Origin of the sequence: Sorangium sp. So ce726 (genome assembly GCF_051521405.1) — a bacterium.
In the GTDB taxonomy this organism is placed as follows: domain Bacteria; phylum Myxococcota_A; class Polyangia; order Polyangiales; family Polyangiaceae; genus Sorangium.
Genome location: NZ_CP150349.1, coordinates 5,756,020 through 5,771,433, shown reverse-complemented (window position 1 = coordinate 5,771,433; position 15,414 = coordinate 5,756,020). Strand labels below are relative to the sequence as shown.

The 15,414-nt window shown below is 70.4% G+C and carries 15 protein-coding genes; 9 read left to right on the top strand and 6 right to left on the bottom strand.

What is annotated here, in order from left to right; genetic code table 11:
• Window positions 1-260 precede the first annotated feature (260 nt).
• The 4 genes from nadE to WME79_RS21540 all read right to left on the bottom strand — a co-directional run bounded on the left by nadE (window position 261) and on the right by WME79_RS21540 (window position 4,465).
• Window positions 261-1,235, bottom strand: a complete 975-nt coding sequence (gene nadE / locus WME79_RS21555; protein ID WP_272099610.1) for an NAD(+) synthase — start codon at window positions 1,233-1,235, stop codon at window positions 261-263.
• 192 nt (window positions 1,236-1,427) lie between these two features.
• Complete coding sequence (locus tag WME79_RS21550) at window positions 1,428-2,393, bottom strand: aspartate carbamoyltransferase catalytic subunit (protein ID WP_272099608.1); 966 nt, start codon at window positions 2,391-2,393, stop codon at window positions 1,428-1,430.
• A gap of 8 nt (window positions 2,394-2,401) precedes the next feature.
• A complete protein-coding gene (gene pyrR / locus WME79_RS21545; RefSeq protein WP_437538514.1) occupies window positions 2,402-2,965 on the bottom strand; it encodes a bifunctional pyr operon transcriptional regulator/uracil phosphoribosyltransferase PyrR in 564 nt (187 codons plus the stop codon).
• A 165-nt stretch (window positions 2,966-3,130) separates the two neighbouring features.
• Window positions 3,131-4,465 carry a hypothetical protein gene (locus WME79_RS21540; RefSeq protein ID WP_437538513.1) on the bottom strand — a complete coding sequence of 445 codons (1,335 nt, stop codon included), beginning with the start codon at window positions 4,463-4,465 and terminating at the stop codon, window positions 3,131-3,133.
• A gap of 106 nt (window positions 4,466-4,571) precedes the next feature.
• Between WME79_RS21540 and WME79_RS21535 the strand changes: the two genes are divergently transcribed.
• The 9 genes from WME79_RS21535 to ribD all read left to right on the top strand — a co-directional run bounded on the left by WME79_RS21535 (window position 4,572) and on the right by ribD (window position 11,861).
• Window positions 4,572-5,303, top strand: coding sequence for a YceD family protein (locus WME79_RS21535; RefSeq protein WP_437538512.1), 732 nt, complete (start codon window positions 4,572-4,574; stop codon window positions 5,301-5,303).
• Between the two features lie 4 nt (window positions 5,304-5,307).
• Window positions 5,308-5,502 carry a 50S ribosomal protein L32 gene (rpmF, locus tag WME79_RS21530; RefSeq protein WP_012236448.1) on the top strand — a complete coding sequence of 65 codons (195 nt, stop codon included), beginning with the start codon at window positions 5,308-5,310 and terminating at the stop codon, window positions 5,500-5,502.
• A gap of 88 nt (window positions 5,503-5,590) precedes the next feature.
• Window positions 5,591-6,586, top strand: coding sequence for a beta-ketoacyl-ACP synthase III (locus tag WME79_RS21525; RefSeq protein WP_437538511.1), 996 nt, complete (start codon window positions 5,591-5,593; stop codon window positions 6,584-6,586).
• A 159-nt stretch (window positions 6,587-6,745) separates the two neighbouring features.
• Window positions 6,746-7,687, top strand: a complete 942-nt coding sequence (gene fabD / locus WME79_RS21520; RefSeq protein WP_437538510.1) for an ACP S-malonyltransferase — start codon at window positions 6,746-6,748, stop codon at window positions 7,685-7,687.
• Between the two features lie 6 nt (window positions 7,688-7,693).
• On the top strand, window positions 7,694-8,440 hold the full coding sequence (locus WME79_RS21515) for a 3-oxoacyl-ACP reductase family protein (protein WP_437538509.1): 747 nt from the start codon (window positions 7,694-7,696) through the stop codon (window positions 8,438-8,440).
• Window positions 8,441-8,586: 146 nt separating this feature from the next.
• A complete protein-coding gene (gene acpP, locus WME79_RS21510) occupies window positions 8,587-8,841 on the top strand; it encodes an acyl carrier protein (RefSeq protein WP_012236444.1) in 255 nt (84 codons plus the stop codon).
• Between the two features lie 127 nt (window positions 8,842-8,968).
• Entirely contained in the window at window positions 8,969-10,213 is a 1,245-nt protein-coding gene (fabF, locus tag WME79_RS21505; RefSeq protein ID WP_437538508.1) for a beta-ketoacyl-ACP synthase II, read from the top strand.
• Between the two features lie 24 nt (window positions 10,214-10,237).
• On the top strand, window positions 10,238-10,699 hold the full coding sequence (gene nrdR / locus WME79_RS21500; RefSeq protein WP_012236442.1) for a transcriptional regulator NrdR: 462 nt from the start codon (window positions 10,238-10,240) through the stop codon (window positions 10,697-10,699).
• Window positions 10,700-10,715: 16 nt separating this feature from the next.
• Window positions 10,716-11,861: a bifunctional diaminohydroxyphosphoribosylaminopyrimidine deaminase/5-amino-6-(5-phosphoribosylamino)uracil reductase RibD gene (gene ribD / locus WME79_RS21495; protein ID WP_437538507.1), complete on the top strand. Its 1,146-nt coding sequence runs from the start codon at window positions 10,716-10,718 to the stop codon at window positions 11,859-11,861.
• A gap of 18 nt (window positions 11,862-11,879) precedes the next feature.
• Here ribD and def read toward each other — a convergent pair whose 3' ends face one another.
• The gene (def, locus tag WME79_RS21490) at window positions 11,880-12,392 is read right to left on the bottom strand and encodes a peptide deformylase (RefSeq protein WP_437538506.1); all 513 of its coding nucleotides are present in this window, start codon (window positions 12,390-12,392) and stop codon (window positions 11,880-11,882) included.
• 124 nt (window positions 12,393-12,516) lie between these two features.
• The gene (locus tag WME79_RS21485) at window positions 12,517-14,727 is read right to left on the bottom strand and encodes an ATPase, T2SS/T4P/T4SS family (protein ID WP_437538505.1); all 2,211 of its coding nucleotides are present in this window, start codon (window positions 14,725-14,727) and stop codon (window positions 12,517-12,519) included.
• Window positions 14,728-15,414 lie beyond the last annotated feature (687 nt).

The following is a 15,414-nucleotide window of genomic DNA, read 5'->3' as shown; positions in this document are numbered from 1 at the left end:
CGCCGCGTTCGCCGCGTTCGCGTTCGTTCGTGAGCGGCATGCCCCGTGCCGCTCACGAACGAAGGCCGCTGCCAGGGCACGCCGCTGAGGTGAGATTGGCGACTGACGATCTCGCTGTGAGGCCGTCCATCACCGTCGTCAACGTGAGTGAATGTCCGCGAGGCTCCGCGCTGTTTCCGGCGGGTTTCACGACCGGGGAACGGCGTACCAAGCTGAGAATGCCGTTGACAGCGGCGTGAGCGGTCCGACGGCGCGGCTCGTCAGGCGTGGCCCTGATCGCGGACGAGCAGCGGCTGCGCGTGGAGGTACTGCGCTACCCGGCGCTTCGCTTCGATGTCCTTGAACACGCGCTCGACCTGCTGCGGCGTGATGCCGACGGCGGCCGCCGCGTCCGCGGCCGGGACGTTGTTGTTGTAGGCGTACAGGCAGAGGTCCATCTTGTCGTAGGGCAGCGCGAAGTAGAACTCGTCCTGCCCCTGCGGCATCGAGAACGTGTCCGTCGTCGGCGCGCGCCTGCGGATATCGGCAGGGACGCCGATGTACTCGGCGAGCGCGTAGACCTGGCTCTTGTACAGGTGCGCGATCGGCTTGAAGTCCGCGGCGCCGTCGCCTTGCTTGACGAAGAAGCCCTGATCGTACTCGAGCAGGTTCGGCGTGCCGGCGACGGCGTAATTGAGCCTGTCCGCGTGGTAGTACTCCATCATCTTGCGGATGCGCTGCTTGAAGTTCGTCGCGGCGACGAGCTGCAGGTACGCGTTCAGGGGGATCCGCTTCACGCGCGGCTCCTCGCCGGGCGGCTGCGCGGTCAGCTGCGAGACGTTCAGCCTGTCGCTCTCGAGGATCGAGGGAAGCGTGATCTTGAACTTCCAGCTCTCGTTGTAGTCCGGGTAGACCATCCGGATCGCCTCGTCCTGGCGCTCGTAGCAGCGGAGGCCGGTCAACGCGGGCTTGATGTTCTCGATGACCGCCTCGATGCCGAGCCCCTCGGCGAGCAACTTGCCGAGGCGGAGCGCGTCATCGGAGGTGTCGCGCTCGGGCATGAAGATGCCCAGCACCTTGTCCTTGCCGAGCGCGCGGACGCACAGCGTCGAGACGACGGAGCTGTCGATCCCGCCCGAGATCCCGACCACGGCCCCGCGCCGCCGCAGCGTACCGAACACCTGATCCCGGATGGCCTGCTCGATCTCTTGCGCTACTGCCGGGGCATCGATCCTGAGGACGTCTCGCGAAAACATGGTTGGCTCCACCCTTTCAAAAAGATGGACCAGCCTATTAAAACGAGACGCAACAGGGAACCCTGTTCGCTGCGAGCGGGCGTATGCCGGGGGGAGCCGCGCGCGGGGGCTGCGTCTTCCATGGTTCCGTGGGATCCATGGGCGAGGGCGTCCGTCTGCCCCGCCTGCTCCGCGCGACGGCCGGGGCGGTCGTCAGGGTGCTGGCCGCGGCTCGCCGGTGGCGGAGAACTCGTTGGCCTCTGCGGCCAGGATCCAGAGCACGGCCATCCTGACCGCGACGCCCGCCTCGACCTGGTCGAGGATGACGCTCTGTGCGCCGTCGGCGACGCGCGGATCGATCTCCACGCCGCGGTTCATCGGCCCCGGGTGCATCACGATGGCGTCTGGCTTGGCGAGCGCGAGCCGGGCGGGGTTCAGCCCGAACGTGCGGCTGTACTCGCGCGTGCTGGGCAGGAAGCTGCCGCTCAGCCGCTCGCGCTGCACGCGCAGCATCATCACCACGTCGGCCCCCTCGAGGGCGGGCTCGATCCGATCGTAGACGGTCGCGCCGAGCGACTCGCCCGCGATCGGCAGGAGCGTGCGCGGGCCGGCGAAGCGGACCCGCGCGCCCATCGTCGTGAGCAGGTGCGCGTTCGAGCGGGCGACGCGGCTGTGGACGATGTCGCCGCAGATGGCGACCTCCAGCCCTTCGAGTCGGCCCTTGGCGCGCCGGATGGTGAACGCGTCGAGCAGCGCCTGCGTCGGGTGCTCGTGCGTGCCGTCCCCCGCGTTGACGACCGCGGCGCGCGTGTGCGCGGCGACGTGGTGCGGGGCGCCCGACGCGGCGTGCCGGATGACCAGCACGTCCGGCTGCATCGCCTGGAGGTTCTGCACCGTGTCGAGCAGCGACTCCCCCTTGACGGCGCTCGAGGTGGAGACGCTGATGTTGATGACGTCCGCGCTGAGCCGCTTGCCCGCGAGCTCGAACGACGTCCGCGTGCGCGTCGAGGGCTCGTAGAAGAGGTTCACGACCGTCTTGCCGCGGAGCGTGGGCACCTTGCGCACGCTCCGCCGGGAGACGTCGAAGAGCGACTCGGCGGCGTCCAGGAGGGCCACGATCTCGGTACGCGAGAGCCCCTCGATGCCGAGCAGGTGTCGGTGCGGGTAGATCCTCCTCATGCGCTGGCTTACGTTCCTTCCGGTGGCGGGGGGGGCTCCGAGAGCTTTGTGCCGGCGGCGGTGACGAGAGCCCAGAGCTCGCCCGCGCGCTCCACGACGTCGATGCGCTGCCCGGGGGCGAGCTCGACCGCGCGGACGACGTAGTCGGGGTGAATCGGCAATTCCCTGCCGCCGCGATCGACGAGCGCGACGAGCTCGATCCGCTGCGGTCGCCCGTAGTCGAGCACCGCGTCGAGCGCCGCGCGGATGGTGCGCCCGGTGTAGATCACGTCGTCGATCAGCACGATGCGCCGGCCGTCGACGGGGAAGGAGATGTGGCTTGGGCCGATGCGCGGGTTCGGCAGGGCGGTCGCGGCGTCGTCGCGGTAGAGCGTGATGTCGACGGCGCCGACCGGCGGCGCGTGCCCCTCGATCTCGAGGAGCAGCGCGGCCAGCCGCTTGGCCAGCGGCTCACCGCCCCGTCGGATCCCGATGAGCGCCAGATCTTCCACGCCGCGGCCGCGCTCGGCGATCTGGAGCGCGATGCGTCGCAGGCCGCGCCCGATGGCGGCCGGGTCGAGCAGAGCTTCCATGGCGCGGCGAGGGCTAGCACGGCGAGCGCCTTGCACCCAAGGCCCGCGTGCGCCGCCCGCTGGATCGCCCGCGCGCCCGAGGGAGCGCGCCCCCTCCGGCCGTGCTGAGGAGGAGGAGCGTCCTCGGCGCGGCGTCGCGGCAGCGGCGCGGAGGCGCGGGCGGCCTCAGTCGGGCTGGTGCAGGACCCGCTGGGTGCGCTCGACGAAGTAGAACCGCTCGTAGCCCGCGCGCTGGAACGTGAGCGCGCCGAACCCGTTGACGGCGATCGCGGCCGCGCCGAGGGCGTAGAACGGCGCGCTGAAGCGGCGGCCGGAGACGGCGATCATGGCGAAGAGAAACGGGGCGAAATCGTTGGAGAAGCGGTAGCCGAACTGGAGCCAGCCGGTGTTCTGGTAGAGGAGGCTCGGCAGCGCGACAGCGGATACCGTGGCGGCGAGCGCCCAGAACGGGGGCGGCGTGCGTCGGGGCCAGAGGGCCCACGCGTAGATCGGCGTGGTCACCCAGAGCGCCAGCCCGTGAGCGTTGATCTGGAAGGGGGCGCCCTGCACGTGGGTGTACGGCAGGCCGGTGAGCACCACCGCGAGGTTGCGCGGCAGGTAGTGGTACGAGAAGAGCCCCCACTTCTCGATCCGCGCGCGCCACGCGATGTGGAGATACTGGTGGCCGAACTCGACCGCGTCGCCGAAGCGCGCGTGGTTGTGCCAGAGCAGCGCCGAGAGCACGAGCGCCGCCGGCGCGGCGAACAGGGCGAGCCGGCGCAAGAGGGCTCGCGGGTCCGAGCGGTCCACGCGGAGCGCCTCGAACAGGAACAGCGGCAGGGCGAAGCCGAGCGGCGTGCGGGTCGCGAAGCCGAGGCCCAGGGCGAGGCCCGCCGCGAGCGGATGGGCGGCTTCGAGCGCGCAGTAGAGATAGACGCACGCCAGCGCGACGCCGACGACGTGCGCCGCGAACCACACCGTCCCTTGCACCGCGCTGAACCAGTAGACGCTCCCGAGCGCGAAGAGCAGCGAGAGCGCGACGTTCTCGGCCTGCGTGCGGTGGCTGCAGCGCGAGGCAGAGAGCTTCTCCAGCGCGAGGAAGAGGACAGCCGGCCCGATGCCGGCGAACGCCAGGAAGAACTGCCCGTCGCGCACGCGCTCTGCGCTGCCGGCGAGCTTGACGAGCGGCGCGATGAGGACGGCGGGGAAGGGGGGGAAGCTGACGTAGTAGCGGTCGCCGAACTCGGCGAAGTCGTTGCCACCCGCGTGCGCCGGCGGCGGTCCGCCGAGATCGAGGCGGCCGTGGAGCCACGCCTCCGCGAGCAGCGCGTAGTGGTTGTAGGGCGTGTGGGCCGCGAAGATCTCGCGGGAGGAGCTCGCGGCGTACGCGAGCGTCACGAGCGCGTAGAGGGCGATCGCGACCGCTGCGCGGCGGCCTGCGCGCCGTGCTTCCCCTGAAGGTTCCGGCCGCCGATCGGCGGCGCCCGCGGCGCGGGCCTCGGGCGTGGCGCTACGGTCCATGCGCGGGCGACGCTACCATGCGGCCTGATGTGACGGCGGCTGCGGGTCGTTCTTGCGAGCCAACGCACCCCGCGCTAAACGCTCCGCTTTCACTGGTCCGGAACCCATGTCCCAGTTTGCCGTCTCTGCCAACGACATCGACATCTCCGGTATTTCGCTGGACATGCCGCTTCCGCTCGACTGGATGAACGCGGCGCTCGCTGACGCCGACGTCACCGGGCGCGCGCCAGGCCACCTCTCGGCCCGCCTCTCACGGACGGGGAACGAGATCGTCGTGCGCGGCCGCGTCAAGGCGGCCGTCGCCACGCCCTGCGCGCGGTGCCTTGCGCCTGCCGCGCTGGACATTGACGCAGAGCTCTCGCTCCTCTTGCGTCCTGCCCCGAAGGCGGACGGCCACGGCCACGGCCACCGGCGGGACGACGCCGCCCGCAACGGCGCGGCGAAGCCGGGGGCCAGCAAGGTCAAGGAGCCGGAGTACGAGTTCACGGCGGACGAGGCCGACGTCGACACGTACGATGGAGAAACGGTCGAGCTCGACCCGTTCATCCGCGAGGCCATTCTCCTCGAGATGCCGAACTTCCCCTTGTGCTCGGAGGCTTGCCCGGGTATCGGTCCTGCCGCGTCCCGAGAGGACCGCGAAGGCGGCTCCTCGGCCCTCGTCCGCGGGGCGGCGGAGGAGGATGAGGCCGCTCCAGGCCTCGACCCGCGGCTCGCGCCGCTCAGCGCGCTCCGAGAGAAGCTTGGACAGAAGCCCAGCGGCTCTGACAGGCGCGCGCAACCTGCATCGACCCCCCCGGCCAAGGCCGGGACACCGAAGAAGAAGACCAAGAAGGAGTAGTTCCGTGGCCGTCCCCAAGAGGAAAACCACCCCCAGCAAGCGCGACATGCGGCGCGCCAACCACGACAAGGTGACCCCCGTCCAGCTCGTTTCTTGCGAGAACTGCGGGGAAGCCCGGCTCCCGCACCGCGCCTGTGGCGCCTGCGGGCACTACAACGGGCGCAAGGCGAAGGCGACCAAGGCGACCGCGGCCTCATGACGGGCGCGGGTGCGCCGGCGCGCGCGAACGCTGCGCCCGCGCACCTGGGCGCGGCGCCGGCTCGCGCGGATGCGCGAGGGGCCACCGCATGAGCTCCACGCAGCCGAGGAGCCGCATCCTCGGGACGGGCAGCTACGCGCCCGCCCGAGTCCTGCACAACACCGATCTCGAGAAGATCGTCGACACCTCCGACAGCTGGATCAGCGAGCGAACGGGGATTCGTCGGCGTCATGTCGCTGCCGAGGGAGAGCTCACGAGCGACATGGCCGCCGCGGCTGGCCGCTCTGCGCTGGACGCCGCCGGGCTCTCGGCGGCCGACCTCGACATGATCATCGTCGGGACGATCAGCGGCGACACCCCGATGCCCTCCTGCGCCGTGTACGTGCAGGAGAAGCTCGGCGCTCAGGAGATCCCCGCGTTCGACATCTCGGCGGCCTGCGCCGGCTTCGTCTACGGCCTCACGATCGCCGATCAGTTCATTGCGAACGGTGTGGCCCGGCACGTCCTCGTGATCGGCGTCGAGCTGCTCTCGCGCATCCTGAACTGGAAGGATCGCACCACGTGCGTCCTGTTCGGTGACGGCGCGGGCGCGGTCGTGCTCGGGCCTGCGTCGGGCGACGGCAGGGGCATCATCTCGACACGGATCTTCAGCGACGGCACGCTCGCGAACTCGCTGGTCATCCCGGGCGGTGGCACGGCCGAGCCGCTGACGCCCGAGGGCATCGAGCAGAGCCGCAACAAGGTCCACATGGTGGGGCAGGATATCTTCAAGGTCGCCGTGAAGAACCTCTCCAGCGCCTCGCTGATCGCGCTCGACACGGCAGGGATGGCGGCCGGTGACCTGGACTGGGTCGTCGCCCATCAGGCGAACCTGCGGATCATCAGCCAGGTCGCCGCGCGGCTCAGCCTCCCTCTGGAGAGGTTCGTGCTCAATATCGAGGAGTACGGCAACACGTCGAGCGCATCGATCCCCATCGCCCTCGATGAGGCGGTGCGCGACGGGCGCATCAAACCGGGGCAAAACGTCCTGTTCTGCGCGCTCGGCGCTGGCATCTCCTGGGGCGCGTCCGTCATCCGGATGTGAGCGGGCCATGCGCGTGTGCCTGCGTTGGGGTCGAGGTCTGCGCGCCCGCTTGAGCTCGCCGCGCGATCCGGCCTGAGGTAGTCTCGCGCGCGCCGGCTGCATGACGTGGTTCGGGGGACGGACGACGTCCGCCTCCCTGGCTTGGAATTGAGGGCAAACGTGAAAATCGCTTGGCTGTTTCCAGGGCAAGGGGCGCAAGAGGTGGGGATGGGCAAGGCGCTAGCGGAGGTCTCGGCGGCCGCGCGCGGCGCGTTCGCGCGAGCGGACGCGGCGCTCGGCGAGCCGATCTCGCGGCTTTGCTTCGAGGGGCCGATGGAGGCGCTGACGCAGACGAGCAACACCCAGCCCGCCATCGTCGCGACGAGCTGCGCCGTGGCCGCGGCCCTCATCGAGCACCTGCCCAACCTCGAGCCGCCGCTGTACGCGGCCGGCCACTCGCTCGGCGAGTACAGCGCGCTGGTCGCCGCCGGCGCGCTGGAGATCGAGGACGCGGTGAGGCTCTGCCGGATCCGCGGAAGCGCCATGCAGGAGGCCGTACCGGCGGGCGAGGGGGCCATGGCGGCGCTCATCGCGCTCGACCAGGAGGTGGTGCTCGCGATCTGCGCCGAGGCGGCGCAAGGCGAGGTGGTCGCGCCGGCGAACTACAACGGGCCGGGGCAGATCGTGATCGCCGGGCACGCCGGCGCGGTCGCGCGCGCGGGCGAGCTCGCCGTCGCCCGCGGCGGCAAGGCCATCCCGCTCAAGGTGAGCGCGCCCTTCCACTGCGCGTTGATGCGCCCCGCGGCCGAACGCTTGCGTCCCGAGCTCGAGCGCACGCAGCTGATGCCGCTCGCCTTCCCCGTGATCGCGAACATCGACGCCACGCCGAACGCCGACCCGGAGCGGGTGCGGCCGCTCCTCCTGCGCCAGATCGATGGCACCGTGCAGTGGATGCGGACGATCGAGCGCATGGCAGAGGACGGCGTTACGCACGCCCTCGAGATCGGCCCTGGCAAGGTGCTCGCCGGGTTGGTGAAGCGGATCACGAAGCAGATCAAGGTGCTCAGCGTGAGCGACATGGCGGGGATTGAGCGCGTGAGCGCGTTCCTTTCGGAGGCATAGGCATCGATGTTCGACCTTACGGGCAAAGTTGCGATCGTCACGGGTGGATCGCGGGGGATCGGGCGTGCCGCGTCGGAGGCGCTCGCGGCGCAGGGAGCGCACGTGGTCGTCAACTACGTGCGCGGAGAAGCCGAGGCGCGCGCGGTCGTCGAAGCGATCACCGCGCGCGGCGGGAAGGCCGAGGCGCTCGGCTTCGACGTCGCGGACCTGCCGGCGACCGAGGCCGCCATCGCCGAGGCGGCGAAGCGCCTTGGCCGGCTCGACATCCTCGTCGCGAATGCGGGGATTGCGATCGACGGACTGCTCCTGCGGATCAAGGAGGAAGACCTCGATCGCCTCTTCGCCGTGAACGTGAAGGGCTCGATCGCGTCCGCGCGCGCCGCCACCAAGGTCATGATGCGCGCGCGCACGGGCCGCATCGTCTTCCTCTCCAGTGTTGTGGCGGAGATGGGCAACGTTGGCCAGGCGGCGTATGCCGCCACGAAGGCGGCCCTGCTCGGCGTGACGAAGTCGCTCGCCCGCGAGTATGCGGGGCGCGGCATCACGGTCAACGCCGTGGCGCCCGGGTTCATCGACACCGACATGACGACGACGATCAGCGCGGAGATGAAAGACGGGCTCACGAAGATGGTCCCGCTCGGGCGCACGGGCCGAGCAGAGGAGGTCGCCGCGGCGATCGCATTCCTATGCTCCGACGAGGCGAGCTACGTGACGGGCGAGACGCTGCGCGTCAACGGCGGGATGTACGTGTGAGAGCGCTGGCTTGAGGACCCCGGCTGCCAGGCGTCACGCACAGCGGCAAACCAGGCGCACACGAAAAAAGCGGTCGCAGGTAATTCGATGGTGCAACGCTGATGGCGATGGGCTACTAGGGGTTCCGTTTTCCCGGGAGGAATACCATGGCTGAAGGTCGCGACATCACGGCCGAAGTAAAGCGGATCATCAAGGAACAGCTCGACGTCGACGAGAAGGACATCAAGCCTGAGGCGAGTTTCATCGACGATCTGGGCGCCGATTCGCTGGGCCTGGTGGAGCTTGTCCTCGCGTTTGAGGAGGCGTTCGAGATCGACATTCCGGACGAGGACACGGAGAAGATCCGGACTGTCCAGGACGCGATTGACTACATCGAAAGGAATGCCAAGGACAAGAAGTAGCGTCCCCACCGCCCTACCGGACGCGGCGTCACCATGGAGGTGGGTTGGCGCGTGAGCCAGCGAAGGGTCTGCTCTTCGCCGATGCACGCACTCCCGCCTCTGTGGTGGCGCTAGGGCAAGAAGAGCCATGGAACGCGTTGTCATCACCGGTATCGGGCTCGTCACGCCCAATGGCCTCGGGACGCAGGCTACCTGGCAATCTTTGCTGGCTGGTCAGTCTGGTATCGCACCCATCACCCTCTTCGACGCGAGCACGTTTCCTACGCGCTTCGCCGGCGAGGTGAAGGGCTTCGTGCCCGAGGAGTACATCCCCAAGAAGAAGGTGAAGGAGATGGGCCGCTTCGCCCAGCTCTCCATCGCTGCATCGCAGATGTGCATGCAGGACGCGGGGATCGAGCTCACCGACGAGGACCGCGATCAGTGCGGCACGTTCATCGGTGTTGGCCTCGGGGGCCTCGAGTACCTGTTCCAGCACTCGATCACGCTGCACGAGAAGGGGCCCCACAAGGTCAGCCCCTACTTCATCCCGACGGTCATCGCCAACCTCGCCGCAGGGCAGGTGGCGCTGTCGCTCGACCTGCGGGGCGCGAGCTACTGCAACACGAGCGCGTGCTCGTCGAGCGCGCACTCGCTCGGCGAGGCGTTCGAGTGGATCCGCCGAGGTCGCTCGCACATCATGGTCACGGGCGGCGCGGAGGCGACGATCACCGGCCTCGGCATCGGCGGCTTCTGCGCGATGTTCGCCCTCTCGAGGCGCAACGACGAGCCGCAGCGGGCGAGCCGCCCCTGGGACAAAGGGCGCGACGGCTTCGTCTGCTCCGAGGGCGCCGGGTCGCTGCTGCTCGAGTCGCTCTCCCACGCGAAGAAGCGCGGCGCGAAGATCTACGCAGAGGTCGTCGGGTACGGCGCCTCGTGCGACGCGTACCACATCACGAAGCCGGCGCCTGACGGCGCTGGAGCGCAGCGAGCGATGAAGATGGCGCTGGACGACGCCAAGCTCGCGCCGGACGCGATCGACTACATCAACGCTCACGGGACCTCGACCCCGCAGGGGGACATCGAGGAGACCCGGGCGATCCTCAAGACGTTCGGCGAACACGCGGCGTCAAAGCGCCTCTGGGTGAGCTCGACGAAGTCCGCGATGGGCCACCTGCTCGGGGGCGCAGGTGGGGTCGAGGCGGCGGTCTGCGCCCTCGCGCTGCGCCACGGCGCGGTGCCGCCGACGCTCAACCTGGACGATCCCGACCCCGAGTGCACCCTCGACTACGTCCCGTTCACCTCTCGCGAGCGCCGCTTGAAGCATGTGATGTCGAACTCGTTTGGCTTCGGTGGCACCAACGTGTCGCTCGTGTTCTCCCAGTTCGACGGCTGATCGCGCGCCGCGCTGGATGGCTCGATGAAGTGCCCATTTTGCGGCCATCTCGAGGACCGGGTCATCGACTCCCGCGCTGGCGGCGCGGGTGAGGTGATCCGGCGTCGGCGCGAGTGCGCCTCGTGCGAGCGCCGGTTCACGACGTACGAGCGTGTCGAGGACATCCTGCCCACCGTCGTCAAGAAGGACGGTCGGCGCGAGTCGTTCGACCGACAGAAGCTCGTGCGTGGGCTCCGGATCGCGTGCAACAAGCGGCCCGTGTCCACCGACCAGATCGAGGCCATCGCCGACGCGATCGAGCGCGAGGCGCAGGAGTCCGAGCGGCGGGAGATCTTGTCGACCGAGCTGGGCGAGCGGGTGATGAACCACCTGCGTACCCTCGATGAGGTCGCCTATGTCCGGTTCGCAAGCGTTTATCGTTCCTTTCGGGACATTGACCAGTTCATGGTCGAGCTTGGCAAGCTTGTGAAGGCCAAGGCGCCCTAGTAGATCCGGCACTTCGATGTCTGCGAAGCCCCCTAGCCCAGATCCCGAGCTCGACGCCGCGATGATGCGCCTCGCCATCGAGGAGGCGCACAAGGCGATGCCGTCGCCGAACCCCCCGGTCGGCGCGGTGGTGGTGAACGCCGCGGGGGAGGTCGTCGCCGTCGCGCACCACGCGCGCGCGGGCGAGGAGCACGCGGAAGGGCTGGCGCTCACGGCCGCCGGCGACGCGGCGCGCGGAGGGACGCTCTACGTGACGCTGGAGCCCTGCAACCACGAGGGGCGTACGCCGCCCTGCGTGGACGCGGTGCTGAGCGCCGGAATCAAGCGGGTCGTCGTTGGCACTCCCGATCCGAACCCTTCGGTGGTCGGCGGCGGGGCGCAGCGGCTCAGCGACGCAGGGCTCGCCGTGGAGCTCGGCGTCGCCGGCGCCGAGGCTCGCGCGCTGATCGCGCCCTGGACCAAGTTCATCACGACGGGCATCCCCCACATCGCGCTCAAGCTCGCGCTGTCGCTGGACGGTCGCATCGCGACCCGCACAGGCGCCTCGAAGTGGGTCACCGGCCCAGAGGCGCGCGCCAAGGTCCAGGAGCTCCGCTCGCGCCACGACGCGGTGGCGATCGGGATCGGCACGGCGCTCGCCGACGACCCTCGGCTCACCTTGCGCGAGCCTGCGCTCGCGCCCGGGGGGCGGAGCCCCATCCGGCTCGTCTTCGATACGCGGCTCCGGCTGCCGCTCCACACGCGCCTCGCCCAGACGGCGCGGGAGGTGCCGACCTGGGTGCTCACGGGCGCGGACGCGCCCGAGGAGGCGGAGCAGGTGCTCGTCGACGCTGGCTGCGTCGTCCTGCGCGCGCCAACCTCGGCGGAGGGCCGGGTCGACGTGACCGCCGCGATGCGCCTTTGCGCCTCGCAGGGGATCGTCTCCATCCTGGTCGAAGGAGGCGCGGAGCTGGCCGGCAGCCTGCTCGCGTCGCGCCTGCCCGACGAGCTGCACGCCTTCGTCGCCCCGATCCTGCTTGGCCCGCGCGGCCGACCGGGCGCGGTCGACTGGGCGGGCCCGGACACGCCAGGCGACGCGCCCCGGATCGTCGATCCGCGCTGGGAGCTCTGCGGCCGCGACGCGTACGTCAGCGGCCCTCTCGCCTTCCCGGCGCGCAGCTGAGCGGGGCGCCCGGGCCGGTCAGTTCGCGGCTTCTGCGCCGCGCTTCTGCATCTTGCGCTGGACGATGCGCTTCTTGAGCGTGCCCATCCGGTCGATCATCAGCACGCCGTCGAGGTGATCGAGCTCATGCTGGATGGCCACGGCGAGCAGGCCGTCGGCGGCGATCTCGAATGTCGCGCCGTCGCGCCCGCGGGCGCGGACAGTGACGCGCTCGGCCCGCTTGATGTCCTCGCTGATGCCAGGGAACGAGAGGCACCCTTCGGGGCCGGTCAGCTGCCCCTCTTGGCGCACGATCTCCGGGTTGATGAACACGAGGAGGTTGCTCGGCTCGTTGTCCGCGGCGATGTCAACGAGGAAGACGCGGTGTGGCTCCCCGATCTGCGTGGCTGCAAGGCCGACGCCAGGCGCCGCGTACATGGTCTCGGCCATGTCGTCGATAAGCTTCGTGATTTCGGGCGTGATGTCCCCGACCGGCTGTGCCTTCTGGCGCAGGCGCGGGTCGGGATAGTGGAGGATGGTGCGGATGGCCATGGCTACTGAGCATCATAACCTCCGTTCCTAGCTGGCGCCCGTCAAGACGCTCTCGTCTCGCGGGTTGCGCGTGCCTCGCGCTGGCCACGCTAGCCACGCTGGTCACCCATCGCGCGGCCAGCCGCTAGCGATTTCGTCGGAACGAGGTCGACGTATCGACGCTGAGCCCGCGGGACTGAAGATCTTCCACGATGTCCGGCACCAGCCCGGAGGGGTGAAATGTCCCCTCGAGCGCGCCGCCGGCGGCCGTCCGCTCGACCACGAACGTGAAGACGTCGCGAATGGCGATCTGCCCGCCCTCCACCGCGAGCTCCGCGATGCGGAGAACACGGTGGCGGCCGTCGCGGAGCAGCGCGATCTCGATCGCGAGGTCGAAGGACGAGGCCAGCCACTCGCGCGCCGTCTCCGGCGTGATCCCGGGGCGGGTCGCGGCGATGTCGGCGGGGAGCCTCGTCACGGCCTGTCGCAGCGTCGGCGCCCGGGAGGCCGCGAGCACGCCGTCCATGCCGCCGCCGATGGCATCCACGATTTCGGCCGCGACGTGGCCCGAGAACGAGCTCACCACGACCCGCTCTGGCCGGATGCGTACGGCCGCCCGCACGGCCCGGGTGCGTTCGTCCGTCGTGGCGCCGACCGCGATGGACAGCGTGTTCGGCTGATCGAGGGCCAGCTCGTCCTCCTCCTGGAGCACCACGATCCGGTCGTCCGGCTGCGCCGCGGCAGCGAGCGCGCCGAGCAGCCAGCCCGTCCCGGCGTCCCGCGTCCCGGTGACGAGGAGGTTGCCGCGACCAAGCACGCACTGCGCGAGCAACCCGGCCATCGCGCGCGAGATGGTCCCGTTGCGCACCAGGTCGTCCAGCGTGACGTCGGGGCGCTGCGGCTTCCGGATCACCAGGGTGGAGGTCGCGGCCGGCGGCAGCACGGCGAACAGCCGGCGCCCCTTCGGCAGCGTCCGCTCGACAAAGCTCGCGCCCGCCTCGATCGGCTGGCCGGCCGTCACGCAGAGCCGGCGGATGGCCCGGCCGACCGCGCGCTCGCTGCTGAACCCGACCTCCGCGATGACGCGCCGGCGCCCGTGCATCGCGATCACGTGGTCGTAGCGGAACACCTGGATCTCGCTCACATCGGCATCTTCGAGCAAGCGATCGAGCGGACCGAGCGTGAGGAGCTCCCGCTGCGCGTCGGCCAGGAGCGCCTCGACGTCGACCTCGGGGGGGAGCTCGCCCGCCGCGCGCAGCGCCTCCGCGCCCGCGGCGATCGCCTGCGCGATGCGCTGGGCGAGCGCGCTGTCCGGCGGCGCGCCGCTGTCGAGCGGCGTGAGGTCGACCACGTCGGCGAGCCGCTCCATGAGGCGCCCGAGCGCCCGGCGGTGCGCTACGGCCTGCGCCGAGTCGCCCTGTCCCCGGTCGACCCGATCCGAAACGGGCGGGATGGCTCGCCGGCTCGGGATCGGGACGACGCTGGGGTGGACGGCGACGTTCGCGGCGCCGGGTGGCGACACCGTGGCGGTGCTCGTTGCGCTCTGTGCCGGCAGCGGGGTCGCGGTCGCGTACGGGCGCGGCGCCTGGGGGGGCGGGATGGCGGCGTTGACGGCGCGGCCGTCGCGCGCCGGCGAGGCGTTGGGCATCGCCGGGTGCGCCGGCAGCGGCGGGACGGACGCGCCGCCGTGCGAGCCCGGAGAGAGGGGCGGGCGAGGCGAGGGGATGCGCGGCGGACCGGGGACGGGGATGGCCGCGGCCGCGTCGACCGACTCGTCCGGATCGTTCTCGAGAGGGAAGTGGCTGATCACGCCCTGGCTGGTGCGCGACGGCTCGCCCCTCTCGTTGATCAGCGGCAGCGGCGCCGACCGGTGCAGGCCCTTTTCGGCGGACGGCGGCGGCCCGCGATCGGGCAGAGGTCCCGGCTCGCCGGACATCTCTTCCGGCACGCGCGGAGGCGCCGTGCTGTCTGGCGGGGCCGTCCCGGCCGCCGCCGTCTCGATCCGCAGCACGAAGTCGCCGATGTAGATCTTGTCGCCCTCGCGAACGATCGTCGCCTGAGCGATCTTCCGGCCGTTGACGTACGTGCCGTTCGTGCTCTTGAGATCGGTGACGATGAAGCGCCCGTCGCGGAAGAGCAGCCGAGCGTGCCGCTTCGACACGTTGCCCTTCGGCAGCATCAGGTCGTTGCCCTGCACGCGGCCGACGTTGATCTCTGTCCGGTCGAAGGTTTCGCGGCGCTCCGCGCCCCCCTTCTCGCTGATGATCACCGAGAACATCTCGTCGCCTCGCGGGGCCAGGGCGGAGGTGAGACCCGATGCCCTCGCCACGCCATACGAGCAAGCTCGAACAGACATGTCAACGAGATGCCTTCGATTCCTGCTCCCGGGCGGCGAGCAGGCTCGAGCCCGAGACTGCGCCGCCTGCGCCCCGTGAGCACACGCGGCGCGGTGCAGGTCGAGCGCGCGATGCCGGGCCGGGGATCGATCCGCCGAGCTGTCGCGCCTGCGCGCGCACGGGGCAGGTCGGCGAACAGGCTGAGCCAGTGCCGCCAGGCGAGTGATGTCCTCCGAGCAGGTCGCCTGCTCCGCTGCGGCGCTCGAACGATGTTCTTGGCAAAAGCTCGGCAAACGCCTGGCCTGCGCTCGGCAAGCGCCCGGCGCGCGCTGCGTCGCTCGGCTCCCCCGATCCCCCGACGCGCAGGGCGCGAGGAGCGCGCCCGCGTCGCCGCGCCATCGTGGCGCAGGCCAGGAGATCGCCGGCCGACGTGCGAGGCTCGCTGCGTGACATGGCGAAGCCCTCACGGAGCACGACGCCCTGCGCGGGCCGAAGGACAAGGCTCTTCGATAAGAGCGCAAATCTTGACGGTTGCGCGAACTCTGCTTCGCACCCTACGGCGCGCGGTCACCGCGCGTGATCGTGTACTCGCCGTCAGGAGCCGCTGTACGACGCGAAATTCTCATGGGCGGCTGCTGCAACCGGAGACTGCCGGTGAAGCGGTACTGCCTCGCGTAAGCGCCGGCCGAACCGTCATCGCTGCTTGA